This window comes from Caballeronia terrestris, assembly GCF_001544515.1.
In the GTDB taxonomy this organism is placed as follows: Bacteria; Pseudomonadota; Gammaproteobacteria; order Burkholderiales; family Burkholderiaceae; genus Caballeronia; species Caballeronia terrestris.
This window is the reverse complement of sequence record NZ_FCOL02000065.1, coordinates 1-24,492: the sequence shown is the minus strand read 5'-3', so window position 1 is coordinate 24,492 and position 24,492 is coordinate 1. Positions and strand designations below refer to the sequence as shown.

Here is a 24,492-nt window from a genome sequence, read left to right as displayed (position 1 = left end):
AGGCCGCTTGCCCGCTAGCAAATTCACGGTGCTGGGCTACGCTCATACGTAGGCCGTGTGCTCAATTTAGCGCTTACCATTGAACGAAACGTTCACAAACACTGAGTCGCATGACGGCTCGCAAGGCAACACGCCGGTCGATCCAGTTCCGACCGTCGACATGATTCCTGAGTGCGAGGCACCGATCGCCTCGGTGCTGGGCATGGACACGATCGAAACCTACTATCAGGCGCCAGTCGTCTCCGCACCAGTCGAAGAGACCGCCGCGGAAGAAAAATCGGACGACCCGACAGTCCCTGGCATCGGCCATCTTCCCCCGTCGGAAACGACCGTGCAGGACGCGGAAGTGTTCTTCCCGCTGGCGGGCGAGTGGGATCCGTCGGGAACGTTTTTGGTAGGGCAGGTCGACACGCAAGAGCGATCGTCCCACGCTGTCGCGCGGTTACCGAATACCAGCCCGTTGCAGACCGAGCGCGGCCGCGAATGGGTAGAGTTCATGCGCGAATCGATGGCCACTGCGCTCGAGAAGGATCAGTGGCGGGCGGCGGTCGACCGCCCTGGCAGCGAATGGCGTCAGGGCGTGAAGTCCGAGCGCGGCAATATTTCCATGGGTGCGCTGTCCTTCAAGAACGTGTCGGGCGAAATGCTCACGGGCGAGAAGGCCGTGCTCCAGGTGCGTGCGCCGGTAGGGCTCGGCAGCACAATCCAGGTTCCCCTGTGGCATTCGGGCTTTCATATCACGGTAAGGCCCCGTCGGAGGTCGCTCAGCTCGAACTGAACCGGATTCTGATGAACGAGAAGATCGTCCTCGAACGCACAACCAACGGGCTTGCGTTCGCGAATACGTCGTCCTATCTCACTGGCTGGGTGTTGGACTTTGCCATGGAGTACGTGTACGACACGTCCCTGCAGGAAAAGGATCCGGTTCGCATTAAAGCGATGATTGAGACGCCAGACCTGCCGATTTTGTTCTGGGGCCTGGCATGCGCAATCTGGCCGCGGGGCTTCCAGTACGCGCGTCCGTACATCGATCCCGTGACGAACGAGGAGAAGATCCTTCGCGAGAAGCTCGCCGTGGGCAAGCTGCTCTGGGTTGACAACAAGGCGCTCACGCAGTGGCAAGTCGCCCATATGGCGCATCGCGGAAGCGGGATGATGTCCGCTGATAATGTGAAACGCTACAAGCGCGAATTTACGATCGGACAACCCCGCCGGGTTCAGCTTTCCGACCACATCTCCGTCACGCTGAAAGTCCCGAGCGCGAACGAGTATGTGCTGGCGGGTCACAAGTGGATTGGCGAGATCACCCGGGTGGTCAACGACGCGCTTCAGTTGCCGCCGGAAGACCAACGTCGCGCAAACCATATCGTCCAGCGCGGCAAGGCGACCAACATGCGCCAGTACATCCACTGGGTGAGGCGAGGTACACGCGGATGCGGCGACAATCTCCGATCGCGAGACGATCGAACAGCTCGTCGACGATCTGTCGAGTGACGACGAGATTCGCAAGAAGTATTTTGCTGAGATCCGCAAGTACATCGACGACTCGACAATGGCGATTATCGCTACGCCCACCGCCAACACGAAGGAAGAAAAGCAGTTGCCGCGCTTCCCGCACCTGCTGCCGATGAATGTCGAGCAGACTTTTTTTACCCTGCTCGAACAGAAAATCAGCCAGATCTCCCTCCGGAGCTAAGAACGCTGCACGTCGCGCATCCTGGCTTTGGCGAGCATATCGACGAAAAGAACCCACTGAGGGCTGGGATCGAACTCGCGCCCCCGTATTCAATTCCTCGGATGTGCAGCTGGCGTTGCGCGACTGCTACGAAACCACTTACCGCATTCACGACCATTCGCAAGTCGGACCGAACGACGCACTCGCGTTGGTGGCGATGCGGGAAGCGGAAGATAGTTCGTCGGGAGGTCTTCTGTACGAGCAGGTTCGGCGATTCGAAGAGCGACTAGTCTACAAGCACTTTGGTCTGAACCTCGTCCAGTTTCTTGAGCTTCCCTCAGATCTGGTGCGGTTCGTCTTGGAGCTGTCTCTCAAGCGTCAACAAAGCAACAGCACGACGCAGGAAGCCGTGGTGGGGGAAATACAGCGTATGGCCAATACCGACTAAGGGGGAGAGATGATTGAGCAGGTCGCTGTGCAAGACATCTTCAGCTCCGCATGTCAGGCGTTGGTCGTGCCTGTCAATGTCGTAGGCACGATGGGGAAGGGATTGGCGAAAGCCTTTGCCCTGCGGTATCCGGGTCTCGAAGCAGCCTATTGGGACGCATGCCGAAGGCGGGTGTTTTCGACGAGAGGGCTATTCGTGTGGGAGGCAGAGAACCAGAAACTGATTGTCTGCTTTCCGACCAAACGCCACTGGCGCCATCCTTCACGACTGACCTGGATCGATCAAGGGCTGGCTCAGCTTGCACGCGGCTATGAGTCTGATGACATCAGGTCCATTGCGATCCTCATGATTGGGTGCGGGGAGGGCGGCCTGCAATGCGACGATGTCTATCCTCTTATTGTCGAATGGCTTGAGCCCTTGGATCTGCGTGTGCGGATTTGCTTGTCGCGGGTCGGAGGTTGACCTGCTCTTCAAATTCATCGAGGAAGCAGGCAGCCGTACTAGCAAGTTCAACCGTTCAACGAGGTCATCATGTCAGAAAGCGCGATCATCGGCATCTCCGAGGTTTGCCTGACGGAAATCGCTACACGGGTCGCGGAGGAGTTTGTAACCGTGGCCAGAGATCTGCCGGACGACAAGTTCGTTCGGGCACTTTGCCCCAGTCACACGCGCGCGGCCGCACATTTCCAACGAGGGACGTGACGATCGCTCCGCGACGCCTCTACTGCTGTCCTGCGTGGCTTTGTTCAGCGAAGAAAAAGAAGTACGCCTCATATTGGGAGGGCGCGAGCCCTCCCTTTATGCTGTCCGCTTCCCACTACCGCAAGTTCGTCGCTACACGCTCCGCTTGCAGATCGTGACCCGCGTGATCCGCGATGACGAGCGACAGCCCGCCTAAGATGAAGATGAGCGTGATGAGAAAGACACGTTTGGTCTGTCCCTTCGTGTTCCTTTGATTCGATTGGTAGTTGTTGTTTGCAAAGTCGATCATGATTACGCTCCGAAGATTAATGGTTCGCTATCGATATCTCGATGGCTTCAGAGCGGTCATATAGGTCTGAGATTCTTTTAAATCGCCACCGCCCGATTTCTTCGCGGCTTTGGATTCAGCGGGTATGCGTATCTGCGCGGACAGAACGGTACACTGTCCACGGAGAACAAAACGGAGGTCCAATGGGAATAACCAGACCCTACCGACGGACGTGTCGGCAGTTAGTTGACGGGAGCTACGCGAACGGCGGACACGGTGGATACGTGACGCACCCGGCATATTCAGAATCGCCGGAGCATTACGTCCGAGCGTTTCTCGTTCTGCAAAAGGACCTGCAAGAGCTATTCGATTACGTCGAACCATCCGATCAGAATTTGCAGTGTCACTCTTATCGCATTCGTGAACTGCTGATGCGCGCATGCATGGAAGTCGAAGCAAACTGCAAGGCGATCTTGACGGAGAATGGCGCGGTGCTGAGGGAGCGCTCAAACATGTTCGACTACCGGATGGTGGAGCAGTCGCACAAGCTTTCTGCGTTTCAGGTCAGCGTGCCGACTTGGCACGGAGCTGCCGCAATGAGAACGCCGTTTGTCCGGTGGGCAAATCCGCCCCAAGACCAAAACCTACCTTGGTACGAGGCGTACAATAAAACCAAGCACAATCGAGCCACGAACTTCCACCAAGCCACGTTTGAAAACATGCTGGACGCGGTCTGCGCTGTCGTCGCAATTCTCTCGGCGCAGTTCGGTGACGAAGACTTCTCGCGTAATAGCAATCTGCTTGCCCTCGAAGGGAATCAGGACGGAATGGAGACCGCGATCGGTGGCTATTTCCGCGTCAAGTTCCCAACGTGGCCTGACGACGAGCGATACGACTTTGATTGGAGGAGCCTCAAGCAGGCGGTCGACCCATTCGTGAACTTTCCCTATGCAGACACACAGGAACTTCGTCGTGGATGATCGACTGCCCGGGACCGCCTCATGCGGTTTGACTCAGTTCGACCCAAAGCGGACCGTTCTGGCCATCGCGCTTTCAAACGCCACTAAGTCTGCCTTTGGAGCCTCATTCTGATGCGTATATCGCTGATCGGAACTGTCCACGCCGAAAGTGGACGCGCCAACTTGGCAGAATTGCTAACGATCCTTGAACGCCTTCAGCCGGACGTCATCTTTGCTGAAATTCCCACTGCCAATCTTGCTGAGTATCTCGACGGCTCTCTCGACGATCTCGAGTCTCGTGCTGTTGCTCTATACCGCAAGGGCCGTCCAGCCAACGTTGTACCCGTGGACTTGAACAAACCAAGCGACGAGTTCTTCAGAGAGTCTGAGGAGATGTTCACAGAGGTCGAAAGGACGAGCCGTGCATTTCGCCGGCTGATAGATCAGAACAGCCTCGACACGCGAGATCACGGTTTTCCATACCTCAACAGCGATCGCTGCGCCCAAGCTTGGGCAGCCATCTACGACGAGGTGCGTGCGACCGTCGAACGGATCAACGACGCCAGATTGCGACAGATCTACGCTCTATGGAGCGAGACAAATCACCGTCGCGAGACGGGAATGCTTGAGAACATCAATGGCTATTGCATCGGCGGCGCACTCTCTCATGGAGTGCTTCTCCTTGGCGCTGCACACAGGAAAGCCATGGTGGAGAAGGTGCAGGAGCAACGAGTCGTCGGTGCACCGGGAGTGTCATGGAACTTGAAAGTTCTCCCTATTTTTTTGCACCCGCAAGCCGTTGATCCATGCGAATAAGTCGCCGCACACGCTCTAAAACGTCATGACCAGGGACGAACGACGAGGCGCAGGTTACCCGTAATGCCAGGCTGTTCGGCATTTACGAAGCTCATGGGCAACTCCTCCATGGAAGACGCGCTTGTGAACAGCAACGTCTTCGTCTTAGGACTTTGCGGCGCGCTCGCCCACCAATATTTGACCTCCCAGCCACCCGTAGTCGTCGTTGGGGGCGTCACCTCTAGAAAGGCGGTGTCATGGAAAAGGTCAGTACCTTCAAAGTGTCCATCTGGCCAGAACACTCGCTTGACTTCATAGTCGGGGACCTTGACGGCGACCATCATCGCGTACACGAGCGAATTATTTACCTTGTCGACACTTGCTCGTTTCGAGAGGAACACCGAAGAAAGATAGATCTTTTGTCGGTCCGGTTTGCCGCTCGTAAGCTCAGTATGAGTACGGCACGCTGGCGAATCTTCAACCGCCGTACGACGCGTCAAGAACCAACGCTTGCCTCTGGGTGCTGCCTTGAGCTCGATCTCGTATAGCGCTTCAACGCCTTCCTTGCCGGCAAGATCCGGCGGGAGTGTGACGCTTTCTACGTCCAGCCATATATCGACTCGCACATCTCCAAACAGGAACCGTACCAAGTTTTGGTAGGCTTCTTCAGAATTCACAATGCCGAACGCTCCCGAGTGCGAACGATACGCGTAGGCGGTCGCGGCAGGCTGAGTGATCCTGCCGTCGGCGACTCCGCATACGGAGGCGTTAGCAATCTTCACGAGGCCATCGCTGCCATGGCCTACGAATGCGCGTGCGAGACCTTGCCCAGCTTCATAGTCGCCTCGATTGGTACCGACCATGCAAAAGATCCGATCGGGCTTCAATACTTCTTCCGGTATGAGATCGACTCGATCGCGCTGCTCCCGAGCCGGATCCAAGTTCAGGAAGTCCGCCATCTTTTCTCGGTTGAAAGTGTTGATCTCGTTGGGGGTGAGCCAACGAGGAACATTCGCATCCAACATCTCAATCCCATTGTGCGGCGTGGCGAAGGTGAAGAACTTGCTTACAGAGCGACGAGCATCGTCGGCTCCAAGCTTCGGATTTTGGAGGAAAGCCCGCGCAACGAGCCCGCCCATTGAATGCGCAACTAGGTAGCACTTGAAAGTGTCCGGTGTTACGGGGTCGCCTTTTGCCGGCGTGTGCTTGCATACGAGGTCGCGGACCTTCAGGATGAGGTCGCTTAGGCCTGTCGCGTATTCTTCCAGAGCCCGTGGCTTGCCATCTCCGAAATACTTCGAGCCATCATCGTAATAGCGGTATATTACGATCGAGGCGCTCGGAATGCCGACTGTTTGTTTGCCTTCGATATCCGTAGGAGGCTCCCAGTCCGGATCAACGATGTCTGCACCGTTTTGATAGACGTGCTGATATTGAAATTCCGTGACTAAACGAACGAGCGGGGATTCGAACACGAATTTCGTCGGCTTTGAATTTTTATCCGGCACCGCTCTGTATAAAGTCGAGCCAACGTTGAATCCACAGAAGGGATCCGCGGCGGTTTCATTGCGCTCACCCTCGGTCATGGCATAACCACGAATGTAAATGATCGGAACGCGACCGGACATAGTCTTCTCCAGTGAATGATTACTTCAATGGACGCCGAAACGGGGTCGTCACGAAGACGGCAGACCAAGGAAACCGCAAACGTTTGCGCAACGGCGTTTTGCGCGAGCCATTTTCCTCTCACCCAGACTTTCGTATGCGGGGAAACACACAAAAAAAGCAGGTCGGCGAAGAACAGTACGTCCACAGCTATAGTTTTTAGAATGCACGAATTGAAACGGATGACGGATCGCCGGGGACCCGATTTTGCTGGTGAGTTAGGACGGCCTCGGCAGGGCGTCCGCCCTCCGACGCCCGCGATGCGAACGTTCAGATTGTCACAACTGATCCCATGGGCACCGAAACAGAATTCATTTCGGTTCGACGGCAGGGCGGCGGCTGGGGATGGTCAATCTATTTTGACGATCCGGTCGAAAGTCGGGTAAGCGTTGCACGTCAGTCCCGTGTGGTGTACGCCTCTTACGAGTCAGCATATCGGGACGCGCAGATTGCTTTCGAACAGGTTGAGGCGAATCGTGCTGGGAGACGATCGATGCGGGTTTTCTATTTGATAGACCCAGTAGCGCGTGTCGTCGAGGCGATTCGAGACGGGTTTGACCGAGCGGTCTTTTACCTGCACGCGGAAGAACACGAGCTGGCGACTCTGTGGACTCACACTTTTGACTTTGATTCAACAGTCGATATTTTGGCCGTCGATGAGGGTGTTCTCGAAGAACCCTGGTCACAGTCCTACTTCAGCTATCGCTTTACATGTGGCAGCAAAACGACTGAGCGAATCTTCGCGGGCATAGGCATTGTGGCCGCCTGCGGCGAAATTCCCGAGGACATCGCCGAGCAACTGCGGACACTTGAGGCCGTAAGTCGTGCAGTGAGCTTTCTAAGCGAACACGAAGCGCGCGGGTGGCGAGCCGATCGCGCAATTGACGGATCCCCCGACCACCGCATTGTCCATCTTCACGACCATCTCACAGAGCAGGTGGACCTCTCAGCTCGCAAAGGATTCGTGCGGAGGGCGACCGCTTCGCGGGACCAAAATCCCAAGATGCCCGCTCGGCGCGGACAGAAATAGGCCGCCTGAAAGCAGCGACGCCTCGCGAAGTGCCACAATCGCGAATTTCTTGTTCTTTATTAAGTTCTATATGGACGATTGTTTGTTTTTGGCCGGTAACAACGGACCGTTGCCGACCCCTCCGGACTTTCGACCCTGAAAAAACAACAAAAAACAAGTTTTAGAAGGGCTAAACAACTTGCGTTTGACGATTCACATTCTCCAGGGAATCGCCTAAGCTTTTCATTGCGCTTTTCCTATCTTTTTTGTACGTGCGGATTTTGAGGCGAGCAAAATGGACGCTGAGCTAGTTAGGGGGGTAGGGGCCACTGCGGGAATCGCAGGAGTCGCGCTCGGCACGCTGGTCCAGATCCTAAGACCAATGTTGCAAAAAAGAGTGCTTGGCACAATGTCAAAAGCAAACGCCTACAAGCTGCTGCGCACAATTGTGGTTGGCTGCCTGATAATCGCCGTCGCCGGTATTGCAGCGTGGCTCATCTCACCGCTTTCCAGCGGCGGCAATGACAACATTAAAGACGCACCCAAAATCAATCAATCTACACGTGGGGAATGCAGTCCCGCGCTTTCGGGGGTTGCAGGTAATGTAACGATCAACGGTAATTGCGGCAAATGAGCGTCTCGCTCTCATTCATACTTTTGCAGTTATCTGCATGACGCAACGCTTGATCAGCGGCAGAGCGGCAGGTAGTCTTGGGGAACATTATGACAATCTCGCGCCGCATTTCCGCAACGATTATGAGCGCAATATTCCTTCTTGTTACAAGAATCAGTGTCGCGGCAGAACCGTTACACCAAAACACAACTGGGAACTGCAGCCCCAACTTGGCGAACATTAGCGGAAATGTTGTCGTGAACATATCGTGCCCCGGACTTTCAAAAGATGATCTCATAGCGCTACTCGTTCAGAATGGCGGACTATTTGTCCAGCAAGTTAAGGAAAGTGATCTTGGAGCAGGGTCTTTAGTTGTTTTCGCGGCGTCAACTATTCCTGGGGATCCGGCACTTTCATCACTATTAGCAATGTCAACCGCAACAACAATTACAAGTCTGTATTCGAACCTGGATAGCGTCATCCCGTCACTGACGGCGCGGACGCTCCTTGCTAACTTAGCGGTGAAGTTGCGTGCACTCGGTAGACCAGTCATCATCGTTGTATCTGGTTTTTGGCCCGAAAGTTGCGTTTCGGTGGCTAAGACAGGGTATTGTTCTGGTTGGCAATCAGATAAGTACTCTGACAGATTGAGTCTAAGGGCTGCTCAAGGAGTTAAAGCCGTCTTAGCGGAGAACGGAATTCCACCGAATTGCATCTATACCGAAGGGGAGGGGAAAAGAGGTTCAATCACTCCGCTCCCTTCGGACTACCGAGCTTTGCCGGTTAGAAATATTAATCGCTGGGTTGCGATTAATCGAAGAATTGAAATTAGGATTCTTGTTTCCCGCGAAGGCTGTTCAATCTAGTGCCAGGTATTACCCAATCAGCAACTCGTAATTCGGAGCGGGGTCGGTCGCTCAGCGATGACACGGTCTGGGCCGATTGTCGCCACGATGCATTGGGGCCGGACGTGGCTATCAAAGTTGGGTCTGTCCAACTGGCAGTTCCGACTCGGATATGCATCGAGGGAAAAATAGGGACGATGACGGACAGACTAACCTCTCCCGCCGGTCGCAGCGCAGTCTAAACGCCGGGACTTTGTCGGCGGCACTGTTACTGGGTTCGAAGTTTGACTAAAATCGGGCTTTTCAATTGGAGGATAGGCATGGCGACCGAATCGAGTGCAAAACTTCTACAAATGCGTCAGCAACTAGCTGACTTGCAATCGCAAATCGACGAAGAAGAAGCGAAGGGTCGAGGCGATGCGATCGAACAGATCAAAGCGATCATGACTGCGCATTCGTTGACGCCGGAAGACCTTGGCGTCAAGCACAAGCGGGGTCCAAATAAGAAGAAAAGCGAGCCGAAGTACAGGGACCCTGCATCTGGTGCCACATGGAGCGGCATGGGCAGGGAGCCGTCGTGGATCAAGGGCAAGAAGCGCGAAAAGTTTCTTATCGCCTGACGAAGAAAAGAAAAGCATTCGAAGCGTCTGCTTATCTTTCCGTATACGCCACGTGCCAGGCAGATGAAACACAGCGGCGTCCCCGCGCTGCTGGTTATTTTTCCTCAGCGAAGGAACATTGGGTGACAGTCGTTGATCTTTCGCTGTCGAGGAGTTGGCATGTGATCAGAAAACGCGCTGAGCGACTCGTTGAGTGTTGCTATTTCGTTCGTAGTCCTACGTAATTTGACATAAATCTATTTGTCCCTTTTTTTAATCCGACACATGACGACCTTGACAGCACGTGCACTTGCAAAAGTGGCTGGACCACGTATCATGTAGCACAGTTGTGACACACCACGAGGTCGATATGTCTACCACCACGCTTCGTCTGCCGCCTGACCTTCGCGACCGGGTCTCAAAACTCGCGGAAGAGTCCGGGAAGACGTCGCACAGCTTTATGTTGGAAGCGATTGCGGAAAGGGTTGCCAACGAGGAACTGCGGCGCGGTTTTTTCAACGACGGCAATGCTCGACTGGCGAACATGCTGGACGCAGGCATTGGAATCGAATGGACCGAGATGCGTGAATACCTTCGCGGTCGGGCTGCTGGGACTGACGCGGTTCCGCCGAAGGTGAAGAGATGGCGCGACTGATTCTCGCGCCAGAGGTTCGCGAGGATTTCGATCGCATTTTTGACTTTCTTTTCGAGCACACCCCCGAGCACGCTGCTCAACGCATTGACGATATTGTGTGCGCGCTCGACATACTGCAATCGAGTCCGTTGATCGGACGGCCGGCTGAAAGCCTTCACGGAATGCGCGAGCTTGTCATATCGACCGGTGCCCACGGTTACTTGGCACTGTATCGGTTTGTGCCCGAGTTAGACGCCGTGTTCGTTACGGCCATTCGCAGTCAGCGGGAGTTGCGGTATCGGCGCAGCGATGATGACCGCTCGACGTGAACGGCGTACGACACGAGAGTCTATCGAAGGGGCAAGGTGGCCTGCGGCATTTGACATCGAAGCAATCGTCGGGCAGGTTCGCTAGCCGAAATGCGCACTGCTCGCGTGCACTCATCGGTCCGTGGGTACCGATCGGCGATCAATGTGGCCAACGTGCTCGGCCTGCAGCAACAAGATTTAGCCACCATCGCAGACGTGCACCGGACACGCTGCGTACGCATCCCAGGCATAGCGCGCGGCGTAGCAGAGAGCCGTCTCGAGTTCGCGGGGTTTATTAGTTAGCTGCTTCACGAAAAGACGATAACTTTGGTTATGTCAACTCTAACGACGCCCGTGTTCGAGCTCGCGTCGACAATCAGCGTTCCGCTTAGCCTCGGCGCCCTTTGGAAAAACCTTAGGTTCAGGAATCGCCCGGAATTGATGCGCGATGCTTGATGTTTGATGCGGTCTGACTATAATTGGGTGTTTGCAGCGTGATGACTTGGAGGACCCATGCGGACGACCCTTGATATCGACGACGACGTGATGGCCGTCGTACGCGCCCGCGCGGAGCGCGAGCACGTCTCGATCGGTCGCGTTCTGTCGACGCTCGCGCGGGCGGCGCTGCAGCCGGTAGCCACCACCCCAACGATGCGCAATGGACTGCCGGTCCTGCCGAACACGCGCGCCGCGCGCCCGGTAACGCTCGATCTCGTCAATCAGTTGCGCGACGAGACGTCCTGATGGCCTATCTGCTTGACGTCAACGTACTGATCGCACTACTCGACGCTGGCCATGTGCAGCATGAGGCCGCGCACGCATGGTTTGGCCAGGTCGGGCATGCGGCTTGGGCAACCTGTCCGCTGACCGAAAACGGCGTGCTGCGCATCATCGGCAATCCGCGTTACCCCAACACGCTCGAGACGCCGGCAGCTGTCGCACCACTCATCGCGCAGTTGCGGGCGCATCCCAGCCACCAGTTTTGGGCTGACGACGTGAGCCTGCTCGATGCACAACACGTCGATGCGAGCCGGATCCTTGCGACCGATCAGGTGACCGATACCTACCTGCTCGCGCTCTCGCGCGCGCATCGTGGCACGCTCGCGACGTTCGATCGCCGGCTCGTCGTCGACGCGGTGCCAGACGGCGCGCGGCACCTCGAATTGATCACATAACGGCTTGCGCCGACGCCTGAGGTGAAAGCGCTTCTTCGTTGTGATGCCGCTGCGGACTGCAACTCGAAGTATCTGATTCGATTAGGATCGCTACTTAATTTCGGCAATACTATTTAAGTCAAACTCATCGATCCGTCCGACGACGTCCTGCAGAGGCCGTCTCACCTGCCAACGTATGAATTGGGAGCGACGGGGTGGCGCGCCATGAGCGTTGCTGCTGTTAAGGAAGCTTTGCAGAACCCCTGCGTTCATCTACGTTAAATAGTACTATCACATAAGCAACGACTTGGGGGCATCACAATGACGCAACTTCATCTCGGCTTGAACCTGTCAACCAAGCGCACGCGCAAGCGGGAGTTTCTGGACGACATGAGACGAGTGGTGCCGTGGTCGAGGCTGATTGCGTTGATTGAGCCGCATTATCCGAAGGGGAAGACTGGACGTCCGCCATTTCCGGTGGCTACGATGTTGCACATTCACTTCATCCAGCAGTGGTTCGGGCTTTCGGATCCGGCAATGGAAGAAGCTCTCTATGACGTCCCGCTGTATCGCGAGTTCGCGGGCCTCGATGGTGGGATGACCCGTCTTCCAGACGAAACGACAATCTTGCGGTTTCGGCACCTACTTGAAACATATGGTATCGCCGCGCAGATCTGGATTTTTGATCAGGTCATCGAGTTGCGCCAGTTTCTTCGTCGGTCATGTCGGTCAGCAGGGCGCGCACCGGGCCTGCGTCGTGGCCGACGAGCTTCGCGCCCGCTTTCACGATGCTGACCGCGCAACCCGCGCGGCAATTGCAGATATTGCGAGGTACGGCAAGAAGAATCGCCGATCAGCTTGTCAACGGCCGCGCGGTCGTCGGTCGCGATCGCGCGCTAGAAGTCCATCGCCGTCTTCGGGATGAAGTTGAACACCGCAGACGAGTACACCGGCACGCCCGGCGCCTTGTAGGCGGCTGCGTAGACTTCCGCGGTCGGGAGGCCGCCGAGGTACGAGAAGCGGTCGCCCAGACGGACGGCTGCGGGTCGTGACCATTGCTTCGATCTCACCCACGCCGTCCTTGAAGCCGATCAGGTTCGGGCGGCGGTCGGCGAGGCGCTCCAGTTATGTCCGCGTCGATGCTTCGGCTTCGCGCGGTTGTAGATGATCACGCCGATACTCGGCACCGCCTTGCAAGCTTTCTTCCGCGTGCGCCGCAATGCCTTCCTGCGACGCTTCGGTCAGGTAATGCGGCGTCGGAAAATGCCGTCTGCGCCGAGGCGCTCGGCTTCCTTCGCGAATTCGATCGCGACGCGCGTCGGGCCGCCCGCGCCCGCCAGGATCGACACCTTGCTCTTACAGGTTTCCGTCGCCGTGCGGATCACGTTCGAGTAGTCGCTCTTCGTCAGCGAGAAGAATTCGCCCGTGCCGGCCGCCGCGAACAGCGCCGTCGGGCCGTAGGTGCGCAGGCCAATCGAGACGTTCGGCATAGGTGTCGGCGTGGAAATCGCCGTTGGCGTTGTCAAAGCCAGATAAGAAAGTTATGACAAAATGAACGCACTGGTGACGGTTGCCCGGGAAACGCTATACTATTGAGCGTGGAAACCTTATTGATTGACTGCGCGATGAAAACGCTTGACGTCTCACAGGCAACCGCTGCTGCCAAGGCTGGAGGCGTGCTGGCCGCCATTCTTCGGGCCGACGGCGGCCAGTTCTTTATCGAACTGGAGACCCGCACCGCCGGCATCGCAGTCTTGGTGACCTCAAACAATCGCCGGCCGCGCGCGTTCCGCAACCCGATCAAGGCGCTGGAGGTGATCCGGGAACTCGGCTTGCAGAGCGGCCGGTTTTCGCTTGAAGCCTGGCGACCCGATGAAGCCCAGGTCGATCGGCAGAGCCGGCCGGATCGCGCAGAGGCCATGAAGCAGACGCACTCGAATGCGGCCGCCTACGAAAAGTGGTTCCGTGAACAGGTGCAGGAATCGTTGGACGATCCGCGGCCGAACGTGCCGCATGCACAAGTGCAAAAGGAGATGGCAGACAAGAAGGCGGCGTTGCGCAAGCGACTCGCAGGCGACGGGGCTGAGTCTTGATCGTCGAGTGGCGCGCGAAGGCGCGCGAGGACCGCAGCAACGTCTTTGATTACATCGCCGAGGACAATCCCGCCGCCGCGCTTGAGCTGGACGACCGGATAGAGCAGCAGACGGACGCCCTGCCCGAGCATCCCGAGCTATACCGGGTCGGCCGCCGCCGCGGCACGCGTGAAATGGTGTTGGCGCCGAACTACGTGTTGGTCTACCGGATCTTGAAACGAAAGGCCATTATCGAAATCTTGCGCATCGTCGGCGCGCGGCAGAACGACGGAAGGCGAGCGAAGCGGTGACGAACGAGAGCATCGACCTGGGCGACGTGGCGGCACGAGCAAGCCATATTGACGTGGCTGTTCGCGTTGTGCGCGGAGGGGCCGGTATCAGTTTGCGAGGCTGGTACAAGCCTTCGGCGCTGACTTTCCCATGACGGATTTCGGTGCGGAGCTGGCGAGCTGTCCGCATCGTGAGGACGCAGCGGACAACAAGCGGTGCGATGTGAATTTTCCCGGCCTGCGGACGCTCGTGTACGGCGACAATCAAGCGCCATAGCAAGCGATTGGTAACCGGTCATACAACTAACGCCACATTCAGTCCTTAGAGTTGCGTCTCAAACGGCAACTTGATGAGATTGTCGCGGGAGTTCAGCGCATCCACTGATCGAGGTTCAGCGGACGACGCGATCGGCATCCGGCGGAACGGCGGCTGTTTGAAGGCCCCGGAGAAAAAACTTGGCCCGCTGAGTGCGGAGATCAAATTGCGTATCTGCACTCGGCGGCAACCTCATTTAGCAGCCGAAGATCCATTGGATTATGTTGGCGACGAAGCCACGCTCACGCAACGGTTCGGCTGACTTCTCAGCTTTCACCAGAACCGCCACTGCATCATGATGACTGCCTTCATCGTTCGCGTAGTAGGGGGGCGAACAAGGTAAGCACAATTTCCTATCATAGGCGTCCAAGTTATTATGACTTGGTCAAATCGCCGAATATTGGCATATATGTGCCGGGCGTGCCATCTGGGCTCAGAGTTCATCCCCGATTTGCGGAAATGATTCAGCAGATCAGGCCAGGGAGGCTACGACTTAGGTTGCCACAAATACCCCGCTTTTTGCAGCCGAGCAAGCCAGGCTCCCCGCTTGCCGTGACTCGACATCAATTGCGCCAGACGACGCCGGAATACGGCATCCCGCCTGGCGTTTTCATACGCTTCGGCGAGATCCTGCAACTTCCGGAATGCCTGATCGTAGGCGCTGCCCGTTGTGCGTCGCAGTTGTGCATCGATGCTTGACCACGCCGTGTCTTCCTGTTCGAGAAGTGATGTGAGGTACCGTGTGCGTTCCTTACGACGGCGTGCCTCGGCCGCCTGGCGTGCTTCCTGCTCCCTTCTTTCACGGATGGCACGATGAGAGGCGACCCTTGATTCGATTTCGGATATTCGACGGCGCCCGGGCAAATTCAATTGTTTTGCATTCCTATCCTTCTGCCATTTGAGAAAAGCGTTTCGCAGCGTTCTCTCCGCTTCACGGCTGCGTCCTTGTAACAGCATGCGCAGTTTCGCCCGCATTTCATCAAGCGGCAACTCACGTAACCAGGGATCAAAGCGACTGTCTTCGCTCGCGCTGGATTCTGGGGCCAATATTGACGGGCTGGCCTCGGCGGCGGCGGCGAGCCAATCCGCATCCAGCATCAGAAACTCGGCCAGTGCTACCTGTGCGGGCGTCAACGCCTGTAATCCCGCAGGCACCGGCGGTTCGATTTCGTCATCGTGTAGCTCATCATTCCCGAGTCGGGCAAGCCACCCAAGATAAAGCGGGCGAGTATCGCCGCCGAGCAGCTCGTCGCGTACAGGCAGCAGGCGCGTCATCCACCCCGCACCATCCATCTCCTCCGAGAAGCGGGCGTGTTGGCCCGAGTCATCATCGAACGACCAGTCGAGGATGCACCAGTCATCGACGTCCATGGCCTCGAATGCTTTCTCGAAACGGGAGCGCCTCTTTCGTCCAGCTTTGACGTAATCGCGGATGGTCGCCGCGTCAAACGTCCCGTGCGGCAGGCGAAGAAGCAGGCGACAGCTCCCCCAGTTGGAGGAGTAGACGTGGGCATCGAAATATTGCCGTACCCACTCGAGCGGGTCGCCCTTGAGGTCTCCCCAGTGATATTCGTTGACGAAGCTTGAGGCGGTGATCGTGGCCCGCGTGGAAAGACTGCGCAACTCTGCCTGCTGGGTCGCCGTAAGCAGCTGGTCGACGCATGCAAATTCGTAGTATTGGTATTCGCTCATGCCAGATTCCCGTAGCGAAGCGCATGGAAGAGAAGAAGAAGGTGAATGTGCTGGCGCGCAACCCGGCGGAACCATGAAACTCCGGGCCGACGCGGCACCAAAGTGCATCATGGCAAGCGCCGAAAGGCGTGCGTGGTGCCATTGTGACGTCCTTTCGGCCACGCGATGCGGCGCTTTCAGCCAGCCGCGTCCGCGCCGCCCAGCCGCATCCGGTAGTCCACCAGGAGCTGCTGCTGAGCTTCGAGCTGCGCGGCCAGCTTCGTCAGATCCGCGCGGAGCGAGTCGCGAGCCTCACGTATCTGGAGCAGCTCGGCAGCCCGCGTATCGGCTGCCGCCTGCGCTGCGTCGCGCTCGGTCTCGGCGCGCGCCCGATCGGTGAGCGCACGATTGAGGGCGGACTGCAGCGCTTCGCCATGTGCCTGCTGATCGCGTGCGAGCCTGGTCGTGGCCGTCGCTTCTGCGACGAGCCGCGCGTTGTCCCGGTTCAGCTGTGTGATCTCGTTCTGCCGGACGATGGCCGTCTGGTTCGCCTGACGTAGCTCAGCCTGCACCTGCTGGACCTGCTGCTCATGGCCGGTGCGCTTCCTGTTCGCGCTGCTCGCGCGCGGCCGTACGGAAGTGCTCAAGGGAATCGCGCGCATGCACGAGCTTTGCCTCAAGCGACAGGCGGAAGCCTTCCTGCTCGGCAAGGCGCTCGGTCTGATCGCATAACTGCTGGGTGAGCCGCTCGACGTCCAGGTCGCGCTGATGCAGCGCCACGCGAGTCCCGGCGTGCGCTTCCTGCTCCGCGGAAAGGGCGGCGGTCGCGCCAGAGAGTTGCTCCCGCACCGTGGCCAGATCGGCGCCGAGCCTTGCGATTTCGCACTGCGCCTGCTGGCGCTGCACCGCCGCAGCGGCGGCCTGCTGGTCGACGAGGGCTTGTGCTTCTTCGTGCAGGCGGGCCGCGAGCCGGGCCACCAGATCCTGGATCGCGTCCGAGAGCGACCCGGCACGTGTGAGTGACGCACCCTCATCTTCCTCCAGTTCCTTCAGGTACCGGTGGATCGTTGTTTTCGAGCCCGTGTTGCCGAGCGCGATACGTATCGCGTCGATCGATGTGTGCTGCCCCTGCGCGAGCAACGCGTCGCGGGCGCGCTTTAGATCCAATGCGCGTAAGACCGGTGCGGGCCATCTGCTTATCACTGCACGCGGTCGAGGGCGGCCTGATGTGGGCATTACTGACCTGCGATAAAGGAGGATTATCGAATGTGATGGCCCGGAATCCGGCCTGCACGACCGGAAACGGTACGGAAAGCGGATCGGCTGCCCGATTTCAGGCGAGCTCCAGCTGGCGCTCCTCTCCGGGCATGCGCAGCTGGTAGCCCATCGCGCGGTAACCGCGCTTGCGCTTCTCCCACATGCGCAACAGCGCCGGATGGGCGGCATCGACGTAATCGAGTACTCGTACGCTCGACTTGGCCGCGTGCTCGCGGTGCAGCCGGCCGGCATACTGCTGCAACGTGCCCTTCCACGAGATCGGCATGGCCAGCACCAGCGTGTCCAGGGCCGGATGGTCAAAGCCCTCGCCAACCAGCTTCCCGGTCGCCAGCACAACCCGGGGCATATCATCGGCCAGCGCGTTGAGTGCGGCGAGCTGCGCCGCGCGCGCCTTCCTCGCGAGGCGCCCGTGCAGCACGAACAACGGCTGTACGTCGTCGCCCAGCGCCTGCTGGAGGTAGTCCAGATGATCGGTCCGCTCGGTCAGCACCAGCACGTTGCGTCCCTCGCGATACTGCTTACGGATGTCCTCAGCGATCATGTGGGTGCGCTGCGCGTCATTCGCCAGATGAGCGAACACGTCCTGGATCGGCGCGTCGGACGTGACGTCGACTTCGGCGGTGAGCCTTTGCGGGAGAACTTCAAGCAGATGCGGCGCGCTGGCGGGCGATTTCGCTGCGTGCCGGATTGGTCCGCATAGCATGAACATCACCGGCTGCTGGCTGTCGCGCCGGACGGGGGTCGCCGTCAGGCCGAGCATGTAGCGCGCATTGACGGCCTTGAGCACCGCCTCGAACGAATCCGCGGAGACGTGGTGACATTCGTCGACAATGACCTGGCCGTAACGCCGCAGCAGCTCGCCTCGGGTGCCATCCGGCGCCACTGACTGCAGCATCGCGATGTCGATCCGGCCCGTCGCTTTCGACTTGCCGCCCCCGATCGTGCCAATGTCGCGCGGGTCGAGCGCGAGAAACGACTGCAGACGCTCGCGCCACTGGTCGAGCAATTCGCGACGATGCACGAGCACGAGCGTGTTGACGCCGCGCCGGGCAATCATCGCGGCCGCCGTCACGGTCTTGCCGAATGCCGTCGGCGCATGCAGGATGCCGGTGTCATGTCGCAGAAGGTCGGCCACTGCCGCCTGCTGGTCATCGCGCAACGTGCCGGCAAATGAAACCGCAACGGGCTCACCCGCGCAACGCTCGTCACGAACGTCGCAGGCGATGTGGTTGTCGCGCAGCAGCGTCATGACTTCATCGCGGCAGCCCCGCGGCAACGCAATGTGGCGCGGACAGTTCTCGGCGCGGCCGATGATACGCGGTTTGTCCCATACGCTGAACCCGCGCGCCTGGGCCCGGTAGAACTCCGGATTCTGGAAGGCCGCGAGCCGGATGAGACGGTTAAGCAATGATTGCGGAAGCTGGGCCTTTTCGAAATAGAGCTGGTTCGCGAGTGTCAGCGTCAGCGCCGCCGGCATCGTTCCGGCTAACCGCTTCGGCAGCGCGGGGGGCGGCTTCCATGGTTCGGCCTGGTCTTCCTCCGCGATGAACGCGACGTCGAGCGGGTGAGCACCGCCTGTAGCGCGGAAGACCACGCCCTCAATGTCGTGGCTGTCCATGACCTGTACGGACGCGAGATACGTCCACTGGTCAGCGTACGGCTGGAAACCATCGTCGACAAACACGCTGCAGCCGTGCTCGCGCGGCTGCTTCTGCAGCGGCAAGGCAATCAGGTTACCGAAGCCGCCTTTGGGCAGCACGTCCTGGTTCGGGAAGAGCCGGTCGTAGGACGACAGTTCGAGTTGCCGGGTCCGGACACAGGTGTGACTGATGATGGCGGACCCCATGCGCCGGGCGTCACGCGCAGCGACGGCCGACGAGAAGAAGATCCACGCATGCGCTCCGTTGCCCGATCGCGAAATCTCGAGCGACACCGGCACGTCCAGTTCGCGGCAGGATTGCCGGAAAGCCATGGCGTCTTCACGCCAGCCCTCCTCATCGAAATCGACCGCAAGCAGGTAACAGCTACTGTCTGGCATCAGTGGATAAAGGCCCACCGTGTGATCGCCCGCCAGATGTGCGTAGATGACCTGGTCGTCCAGCGGCAGCAGAACACGGTGCCCGCAGTCCGCGCACCGGATCCGGGGCTTCTCACAGATGCCCGTTCGCCATTCATTTGCGCAGGCCGGTGCGTAGCCCGACTTTCCGGAATTGCGGCTTTCCCAGCGCAGCGGATAAACATCCGTGCGGCCGCGAAAAAGTCGACGAAAGAGTTGCACCTTCTGCTTCGTCGAGAGTGTGGGGGCGTCAGTGATTCGCACTGCTGGCGATGGCGTGTGCTGGACCATCCGCACAGGCTCGCCCTGTATGGGAAGACGTGGCGGCAACAATGCGACCAGCCGTGCGTTTTCGGCCTGCAGACGCGCGAGTTCCGCGAGCAGTTCTTCCCGCGTGAAATTTTCCCAGTCCGCGCGTGACAGCTTGCCTTCGTTCATCGTTTTCACCGGTCGAAACCGCATCTCCCAGCGAGCAAGCCGGGTGGCGCACATGTTCGTTGTTGCATATCATCGTCTCCGATATTGATCACCTGATTGTACCCACGAGCCGTGACTGCCGTTGATCGCTATGTCGAAGCCGCGACGCGCGAAAACACCCGGCGCAGCTACCAGTCGGCGATCCGGCATTTCGAGCTCGAATGGGGCGGCTTCCTGCCGGCGAGCGCCGACGCCATTGCGCAGTACCTCGCTGACCATGCGGAGTCGCTGTCGGTCAACACGCTGCGCGCGCGCCTTGCGGCGCTGGCTCAATGGCATCAGACGCAGGGCTTCCCGGATCCGACCAAAGCGCCGCACGTCCGGAAGGTTCTCAAAGGGATCGCTGCACTGCATCCGGCGACCGAGAAGCGCGCGAAGCCGATGCAGCTCACGCAGCGCGAAACGCTCGCGGTCTGGCTCGATGGGCAGATCGCCCAAGCCTCCGACGAGCGCAGCCGCCTCGCGTACGTCCGGAACCGGGCGCTGGTGATACTGGGCTTCTGGCGCGGCTTTCATTCCGACGAACTCAGCCGACTGCGGATTGAGCACGTGACCGTTGAAGCGGGCCGCGGCATGACGCTGTTCCTGCCGCGAACGAAGGTCGATCGTGGGCACCTGGGCACGACCTTCAAGGCCCCGGCGCTCTCACGGCTGTGCCCCGTGACAGCCTATGAGGCGTGGTTTGCGGCCTCTGGCCTGACTGAAGGGTTCGTGTTCCGGAGCATCGACCGCTGGGGAAACATTAGCGACGAAGGCCTGCATGCCGCCAGCTTCGTGCCGCTGTTGCGCAACCTGTTCCGGGAAGCGGAACTGCCCGCGCCGGACAGCTACAGCAGCCACTCGCTGCGGCGAGGTTTCGCGACCTAGGCCAACTCGAACGGCTGGGATCTGAAAATGCTGACGCAGTACGTCGGCTGGAAGGACGTCCGTTCCGCGATGCGCTACATCGATGCCGCCGATCCGTTCGCGCAGCACCGGATCGAATCCGCGCTCGCGGCAACGCCAGCATCTGCACCGCCGGAACCGGTGATCGTAACTCCCTCGAGTCTCCAACTGACGGTCGTGTCTGCGTCAACTTCGCCGCGGCCGAAACCCGCCTGAACCTGCACCTGGTCATCGAACGCAACAGCAAGTTCGTGCGTGGCATGTCGAAGGCGCGTCGGTGGATCGAGGATTTTTGCCTGACTGGGTACGGAATGCTGCGCCTCGACTCGCGCCGGAGCGAGTATGAGATCGTGATGCCGCACGCACACGGCCCGGAACTGGAGCGCGCAATTGCCGATCTTCTCGCCGAAATGCACTCGACGGCAGACCTTTGCAACTGCTGGATCGAGGCGTCGCTGCACGATCCAGTGACGGACACGTACTGGAGTTGAGGTCCGCCCGGTAATCATTCGTCATGCGCCCAGCTGCGTGTCCCTTATGCGCGCCCGCACCGACGTTGACCCAACGCCAGCTCGTCAATGATGCGAGCCAGAGCGGACGACGGAACCCATTGACCACCTTGGGCAATGAATCGGGAAGACGCCTCGACGATTGTCTGGTCCCGGTCGCTATTGAATACGGAAACGGGAGCCATAAACAGTTCCGCAAGCGCAGATTGCTGTTTTCCAAACTTGCCCAGATCGATGTGCCCGTCGGGATCAAATGTGAGAATAAAGAATGTGCGTCGCACAATCTGCGCAGGCTCTCTGTCCTTCAGTTCGACGATCACGTCGGCCGTTCGTATCCGTTGTCCGGCGAACGCGGGCAAGCAGTGACTTGCCGGATCGTGCAGCATTTGCCAGAACCTGTTGCTTGCCAACCGCCAAACGGTATCGTCACCAGCAATCAGGAACGTGCGAACGGAATAGCCCATTATCATGCCTGTTGCGTCAGCTGACGAACCGCAACCTCAGCCTGAGCTTCCAGCGGATGAACATTGAGCCGTTCTCGATCGGCTCAATGTTCATCGAGGTCACCCATGTCGTCGGAGCGAAGCGATTCCAGCGGTTGCAGGACCTCACGAATCGCGAGCAGCTTTGCCACGTAATGATCGACCTGGTCGAGAACATCCGATACCTGGTCCACAAACGGATCGTCCTGCGTCCCGACCGTCGAGCTCGCACCGTTGACGAGCGCATGCGCCATGCTGTGCAGGCGCAGAAGATCGTCCCGCAGGCCTTCAGGATCATAGAGGCTCGTGCGTAGCTCATCCAGCGTATGCACGCCATCGAGCATCCGCGTCGTGTCATAGCGCGACTGTAGCGCTTCCAGTACGGCGGCATCGACGTCACCATACGGCGTGGTGGCTACCGCGGCTCTAGCACTCATCTATTACCTCATTTCGTCGCCAGGCCGGGCTGCCCGGCCAAACAGGGCATCGTCGATCCAGCTTTCGGGCAGACGGTCCAGATGCAGCCGGTAGCGGCCGAAGCGCCGAACGTTGTGGGTCGGATACGGGCTCCGGAACTCAATGTCCTCGGCACGGACCTTCTCGCCATCAGCCACCATGTCGCGCAGCGCCCGCATCATGTCCACCGTGTTCTGCAGGATCACTGAAGAGGCGATCAGGTCATTGTAGCGTAGCCGTTTCTGCTGCTCTTCCGGCTCATACTCGGCAATCACGTCACAGCCGAATGACAGCCATTTCGCAAAGCCGTTGTACGACTCGATCTTGTTGGTATTTGCAGTTACGTCCTGGCGCAACTCGCGGCTGCTGATCCATTCGAGTAGAAAGACTGTGCGCACGACGTTACCGAGTTCGCGCGCGGCAAGATCGAGCCGGTTCTTGCGGCTTTCCGAACCGAGCCGCCGCAGCAGCAGGGGCGAGGAAATTGTCCCCGCCTGGATCGACAGCGCCACCTGCATCAGTTCCTGCCAGTGCCGTTCGATCAGCACCCAGTCGATGGTCGTCGTAAAGAGCCTGTCAACATGTCTGTACTTCGCCTCACTGTCTGGCCGGTACAGCACAAGGTCCTTCCAGTTGCGGATTCGTGGCATCAGCCTGATACCGAGCAGATGGGTGAAGGCGAACACGGCAGCCGACTGGCCCTGCGTATCGGCATGCACGGTATCGGCCTTGACCGACAGGCCCCGCCTTGAGCACCCCTCGATCACGTAGATGGCCTCCCACACGCCCGGCGGAATGATGCCGGAATACGGCGATATAGTTGTCGGCAACGTGCCGGTACGCAACCGCGCCCATTTTCCGGTAACGAAAGTGATAGCCGGCCAGCAGATTGTTGTCGTAGAAGTCGTACTGCGTGCCGTCGGCCGAGACCGTCTTGCCGTCGCCCCAGTGCTTTGGCAGATCAAGTCGCAGATAGAGTTCAATCAGCTCGCGCTGCGCTGCCTCAAGTCTTATCCAGGCTCATATGCCGGCGATTGACGAACGACAGCATGTGCGCCGTCACATCGGTATCGAGGTGGCGAGCCGCCTGCGTTGGGCCCAGGTTGCAGCCCATCGCGAAGATCGTCAGCAGGTATCGCTCGGCCGCCTTCCGAATCTGCGGATCGCTCCCGGACAGCGGCCCAAAGTGCCTCGCGAAATGCGTCCAGTGCTCGATGTTCGCGAGGATATCGAGCACGTTGCGTGTCGGCAGGCGCGCATTGATCCGCTCCTGCAGGGCGATCGCGCTGGCTGGGATCTCTTTCGCAATGGTCTTGCGCAGGATCGGCTCGCCTTTCTGGTCGATCGTGACGTGTTCGCGCTTGTGCGGAAATTCATCCTCGAGCTTGCGCGCCGCGTCGGACAACCACTAACGCAACTGAGCAACGAACTCGCTACCGGTTTCCGGCAGGCCGACCTTCGCGCAGTAATCGGGCAGCTGCTGCTCACACTGCCGCCACGGCAGCAGGTGATCGCGGCATCGGCGTAGGCATCAGACCCGGACACGCACAGGGGCACCGCGAGAATCGCCTTTAGAAGCTGGCGTGGCACGCTCGTCGGAGCGAGAAGCGCCATGACAGCCAGCACGCGTTGAGCCGGCTCGGAGGCGAGCGCCCAACTCAACTCGAAGGTTTTGACTACGCCCTTTTCATGCTTTGTCGGCAGTTCATCGCGATACTCGCCGGCAAATTCCTCCAGGAACGCAACCGGTTTGCCGCGCCCAAACTCCTCAACGACCATCGCCGGCGTGACGTCGGGGCTGTTGTCGAGATAATCGCGCAGGAGTTCCAAGGCCAGCGGAAGTCCTCCCACCTCCTCGACAAGTCGCCTCGCCTCCTCCGGCGCATGACGGCGCTGACCCGAGTTCAGCAGTTGCACACCCTCGTCTGGGCTGAGTACAGGCAGTCCGACGGTCGGATAACCCGTCAGGTCGCGCCGGCGGGTGGTCACCAATAGATGAATTGGCCCGCTCGGCCGTAGCCAAGGCTGAAGCGGCTCTGTTTCCAGGAAGTTGTCGAGGATCACGAGCGAGGCGGTTGGCCGGTTGAGGCCGCGCCAAACCTCTAGGAGTTGCTCGTTGAGCGGCAGCTTGCCATCGACTTCGATTCTGGCCTCCCTGGCGATGATCGTGATCAGTCGGATTTGACGCGGACGAGCGGGTGTCGCGCGACAGTCAAGCTGAGGTCTTTAGTCGTCGAGGATTACTGTGTAGTCGGACCTGCAAAATTGGGTTTTGTTCGTGGACGCCTCGGGGCGTTCATCAGGTGGCCTTGTACTTTTCGAACTC

At 58.9% G+C, this 24,492-nt stretch carries 29 protein-coding genes and 3 pseudogenes; 21 read left to right on the top strand and 11 right to left on the bottom strand.

Features of this window, described 5'->3' with window-relative positions; genetic code table 11:
- Positions 1-79 precede the first annotated feature (79 nt).
- The 5 genes from AWB67_RS29425 to AWB67_RS29410 all read left to right on the top strand — a co-directional run bounded on the left by AWB67_RS29425 (position 80) and on the right by AWB67_RS29410 (position 2,585).
- The gene (locus AWB67_RS29425; protein WP_087659696.1) at positions 80-778 is read left to right on the top strand and encodes a hypothetical protein; all 699 of its coding nucleotides are present in this window, start codon (positions 80-82) and stop codon (positions 776-778) included.
- An 11-nt stretch (positions 779-789) separates the two neighbouring features.
- Positions 790-1,494 carry a hypothetical protein gene (locus AWB67_RS29420; RefSeq protein ID WP_087659695.1) on the top strand — a complete coding sequence of 235 codons (705 nt, stop codon included), beginning with the start codon at positions 790-792 and terminating at the stop codon, positions 1,492-1,494.
- 58 nt (positions 1,495-1,552) lie between these two features.
- Positions 1,553-1,696 carry a hypothetical protein gene (locus tag AWB67_RS40975; RefSeq protein ID WP_159964981.1) on the top strand — a complete coding sequence of 48 codons (144 nt, stop codon included), beginning with the start codon at positions 1,553-1,555 and terminating at the stop codon, positions 1,694-1,696.
- Between the two features lie 103 nt (positions 1,697-1,799).
- Positions 1,800-2,123, top strand: coding sequence for a hypothetical protein (locus tag AWB67_RS29415; RefSeq protein WP_087659694.1), 324 nt, complete (start codon positions 1,800-1,802; stop codon positions 2,121-2,123).
- Positions 2,124-2,132: 9 nt separating this feature from the next.
- The gene (locus AWB67_RS29410; protein ID WP_087659693.1) at positions 2,133-2,585 is read left to right on the top strand and encodes a macro domain-containing protein; all 453 of its coding nucleotides are present in this window, start codon (positions 2,133-2,135) and stop codon (positions 2,583-2,585) included.
- Positions 2,586-2,940: 355 nt separating this feature from the next.
- Here the strand turns inward: AWB67_RS29410 and AWB67_RS40970 are convergent, their stop codons facing one another.
- Entirely contained in the window at positions 2,941-3,114 is a 174-nt protein-coding gene (locus AWB67_RS40970) for a hypothetical protein (protein WP_159964977.1), read from the bottom strand.
- A gap of 263 nt (positions 3,115-3,377) precedes the next feature.
- On the opposite strand from AWB67_RS40970, the gene AWB67_RS29405 reads away from it, so the two are divergent.
- Together AWB67_RS29405 and AWB67_RS29400 are read left to right on the top strand one after the other, a co-directional pair.
- On the top strand, positions 3,378-4,073 hold the full coding sequence (locus AWB67_RS29405) for a hypothetical protein (RefSeq protein WP_200822334.1): 696 nt from the start codon (positions 3,378-3,380) through the stop codon (positions 4,071-4,073).
- Between the two features lie 111 nt (positions 4,074-4,184).
- Entirely contained in the window at positions 4,185-4,868 is a 684-nt protein-coding gene (locus AWB67_RS29400; RefSeq protein WP_087659692.1) for a hypothetical protein, read from the top strand.
- A 23-nt stretch (positions 4,869-4,891) separates the two neighbouring features.
- On the opposite strand, the gene AWB67_RS29395 is transcribed toward AWB67_RS29400, so the two are convergent.
- A complete protein-coding gene (locus AWB67_RS29395; RefSeq protein WP_087659691.1) occupies positions 4,892-6,475 on the bottom strand; it encodes an esterase/lipase family protein in 1,584 nt (527 codons plus the stop codon).
- A gap of 329 nt (positions 6,476-6,804) precedes the next feature.
- Between AWB67_RS29395 and AWB67_RS29390 the strand changes: the two genes are divergently transcribed.
- The 8 genes and pseudogenes from AWB67_RS29390 to AWB67_RS29355 all read left to right on the top strand — a co-directional run.
- Positions 6,805-7,542: a hypothetical protein gene (locus AWB67_RS29390; RefSeq protein ID WP_125477721.1), complete on the top strand. Its 738-nt coding sequence runs from the start codon at positions 6,805-6,807 to the stop codon at positions 7,540-7,542.
- Positions 7,543-7,816: 274 nt separating this feature from the next.
- Complete coding sequence (locus AWB67_RS39850) at positions 7,817-8,155, top strand: hypothetical protein (RefSeq protein WP_143328428.1); 339 nt, start codon at positions 7,817-7,819, stop codon at positions 8,153-8,155.
- A gap of 1,144 nt (positions 8,156-9,299) precedes the next feature.
- Positions 9,300-9,599, top strand: a complete 300-nt coding sequence (locus tag AWB67_RS29380; protein ID WP_087659688.1) for an H-NS histone family protein — start codon at positions 9,300-9,302, stop codon at positions 9,597-9,599.
- 349 nt (positions 9,600-9,948) lie between these two features.
- Complete coding sequence (locus AWB67_RS29375) at positions 9,949-10,233, top strand: CopG family ribbon-helix-helix protein (protein WP_087659687.1); 285 nt, start codon at positions 9,949-9,951, stop codon at positions 10,231-10,233.
- Positions 10,221-10,541, top strand: a complete 321-nt coding sequence (locus AWB67_RS29370) for a type II toxin-antitoxin system RelE/ParE family toxin (protein WP_087659686.1) — start codon at positions 10,221-10,223, stop codon at positions 10,539-10,541. Before AWB67_RS29375 ends, AWB67_RS29370 begins: the two co-directional genes overlap by 13 nt.
- Positions 10,542-11,033: 492 nt before the next feature.
- Positions 11,034-11,264: a CopG family transcriptional regulator gene (locus AWB67_RS29365; protein ID WP_087659685.1), complete on the top strand. Its 231-nt coding sequence runs from the start codon at positions 11,034-11,036 to the stop codon at positions 11,262-11,264.
- Entirely contained in the window at positions 11,264-11,695 is a 432-nt protein-coding gene (locus AWB67_RS29360; protein ID WP_087659684.1) for a TA system VapC family ribonuclease toxin, read from the top strand. The genes AWB67_RS29365 and AWB67_RS29360 overlap by 1 nt, the downstream gene beginning before the upstream one ends.
- A 300-nt stretch (positions 11,696-11,995) precedes the next feature.
- Positions 11,996-12,349 (top strand): annotated as a pseudogene (locus tag AWB67_RS29355) (transposase); the annotation flags it as partial.
- On the opposite strand, the pseudogene AWB67_RS29350 reads toward AWB67_RS29355, so the two are convergent.
- Positions 12,317-13,219: pseudogene (locus AWB67_RS29350) on the bottom strand (5-dehydro-4-deoxyglucarate dehydratase). The pseudogenes AWB67_RS29355 and AWB67_RS29350 sit on opposite strands and share 33 nt — an antisense overlap.
- An 80-nt stretch (positions 13,220-13,299) precedes the next feature.
- Here AWB67_RS29350 and relB point away from each other — a divergent pair.
- On the top strand, positions 13,300-13,767 hold the full coding sequence (relB, locus tag AWB67_RS29345; protein WP_087659699.1) for a type II toxin-antitoxin system RelB family antitoxin: 468 nt from the start codon (positions 13,300-13,302) through the stop codon (positions 13,765-13,767).
- A complete protein-coding gene (locus AWB67_RS29340; RefSeq protein WP_087659683.1) occupies positions 13,764-14,057 on the top strand; it encodes a type II toxin-antitoxin system RelE/ParE family toxin in 294 nt (97 codons plus the stop codon). Before relB ends, AWB67_RS29340 begins: the two co-directional genes overlap by 4 nt.
- 781 nt (positions 14,058-14,838) lie before the next feature.
- On the opposite strand, the gene AWB67_RS29335 is transcribed toward AWB67_RS29340, so the two are convergent.
- From AWB67_RS29335 to AWB67_RS29325, 4 genes are all read right to left on the bottom strand, one after another.
- A complete protein-coding gene (locus AWB67_RS29335) occupies positions 14,839-16,044 on the bottom strand; it encodes a hypothetical protein (protein ID WP_087659682.1) in 1,206 nt (401 codons plus the stop codon).
- A gap of 176 nt (positions 16,045-16,220) precedes the next feature.
- Positions 16,221-16,670, bottom strand: a complete 450-nt coding sequence (locus tag AWB67_RS42140; RefSeq protein ID WP_235025393.1) for an integrase — start codon at positions 16,668-16,670, stop codon at positions 16,221-16,223.
- Entirely contained in the window at positions 16,612-17,190 is a 579-nt protein-coding gene (locus tag AWB67_RS42135; protein ID WP_235025392.1) for a DNA-binding protein, read from the bottom strand. The genes AWB67_RS42140 and AWB67_RS42135 overlap by 59 nt, the downstream gene beginning before the upstream one ends.
- Before the next feature lie 166 nt (positions 17,191-17,356).
- Positions 17,357-19,795, bottom strand: a complete 2,439-nt coding sequence (locus AWB67_RS29325; RefSeq protein WP_087659698.1) for a TOTE conflict system archaeo-eukaryotic primase domain-containing protein — start codon at positions 19,793-19,795, stop codon at positions 17,357-17,359.
- A gap of 111 nt (positions 19,796-19,906) precedes the next feature.
- Between AWB67_RS29325 and AWB67_RS42130 the strand changes: the two genes are divergently transcribed.
- The 3 genes from AWB67_RS42130 to AWB67_RS42120 are packed head-to-tail and all read left to right on the top strand — an operon-like array spanning position 19,907 to position 21,210.
- Positions 19,907-20,701 carry a site-specific integrase gene (locus AWB67_RS42130; protein WP_235025391.1) on the top strand — a complete coding sequence of 265 codons (795 nt, stop codon included), beginning with the start codon at positions 19,907-19,909 and terminating at the stop codon, positions 20,699-20,701.
- A gap of 27 nt (positions 20,702-20,728) precedes the next feature.
- Positions 20,729-20,935: a hypothetical protein gene (locus AWB67_RS42125; RefSeq protein ID WP_235025390.1), complete on the top strand. Its 207-nt coding sequence runs from the start codon at positions 20,729-20,731 to the stop codon at positions 20,933-20,935.
- 44 nt (positions 20,936-20,979) lie between these two features.
- Positions 20,980-21,210 carry a hypothetical protein gene (locus tag AWB67_RS42120; protein ID WP_235025389.1) on the top strand — a complete coding sequence of 77 codons (231 nt, stop codon included), beginning with the start codon at positions 20,980-20,982 and terminating at the stop codon, positions 21,208-21,210.
- 44 nt (positions 21,211-21,254) lie between these two features.
- Here AWB67_RS42120 and AWB67_RS29315 read toward each other — a convergent pair whose 3' ends face one another.
- From AWB67_RS29315 to AWB67_RS43465, 4 genes and pseudogenes are all read right to left on the bottom strand, one after another.
- Positions 21,255-21,692 (bottom strand): hypothetical protein, encoded by a 438-nt coding sequence (locus AWB67_RS29315; protein WP_235025388.1) that lies wholly within the window; start codon positions 21,690-21,692, stop codon positions 21,255-21,257.
- Between the two features lie 83 nt (positions 21,693-21,775).
- Positions 21,776-22,147, bottom strand: a complete 372-nt coding sequence (tnpC, locus tag AWB67_RS29310) for a Tn3 family transposase post-transcriptional regulator TnpC (RefSeq protein WP_087659681.1) — start codon at positions 22,145-22,147, stop codon at positions 21,776-21,778.
- A gap of 3 nt (positions 22,148-22,150) precedes the next feature.
- Positions 22,151-23,126, bottom strand: a pseudogene (locus AWB67_RS43470) (Tn3 family transposase).
- A gap of 43 nt (positions 23,127-23,169) precedes the next feature.
- Positions 23,170-23,571 carry a Tn3 family transposase gene (locus AWB67_RS43465; RefSeq protein WP_374729858.1) on the bottom strand — a complete coding sequence of 134 codons (402 nt, stop codon included), beginning with the start codon at positions 23,569-23,571 and terminating at the stop codon, positions 23,170-23,172.
- A gap of 224 nt (positions 23,572-23,795) precedes the next feature.
- On the opposite strand from AWB67_RS43465, the gene AWB67_RS41510 reads away from it, so the two are divergent.
- On the top strand, positions 23,796-24,161 hold the full coding sequence (locus tag AWB67_RS41510) for a hypothetical protein (protein ID WP_200822335.1): 366 nt from the start codon (positions 23,796-23,798) through the stop codon (positions 24,159-24,161).
- Positions 24,162-24,492: the final 331 nt, after the last annotated feature.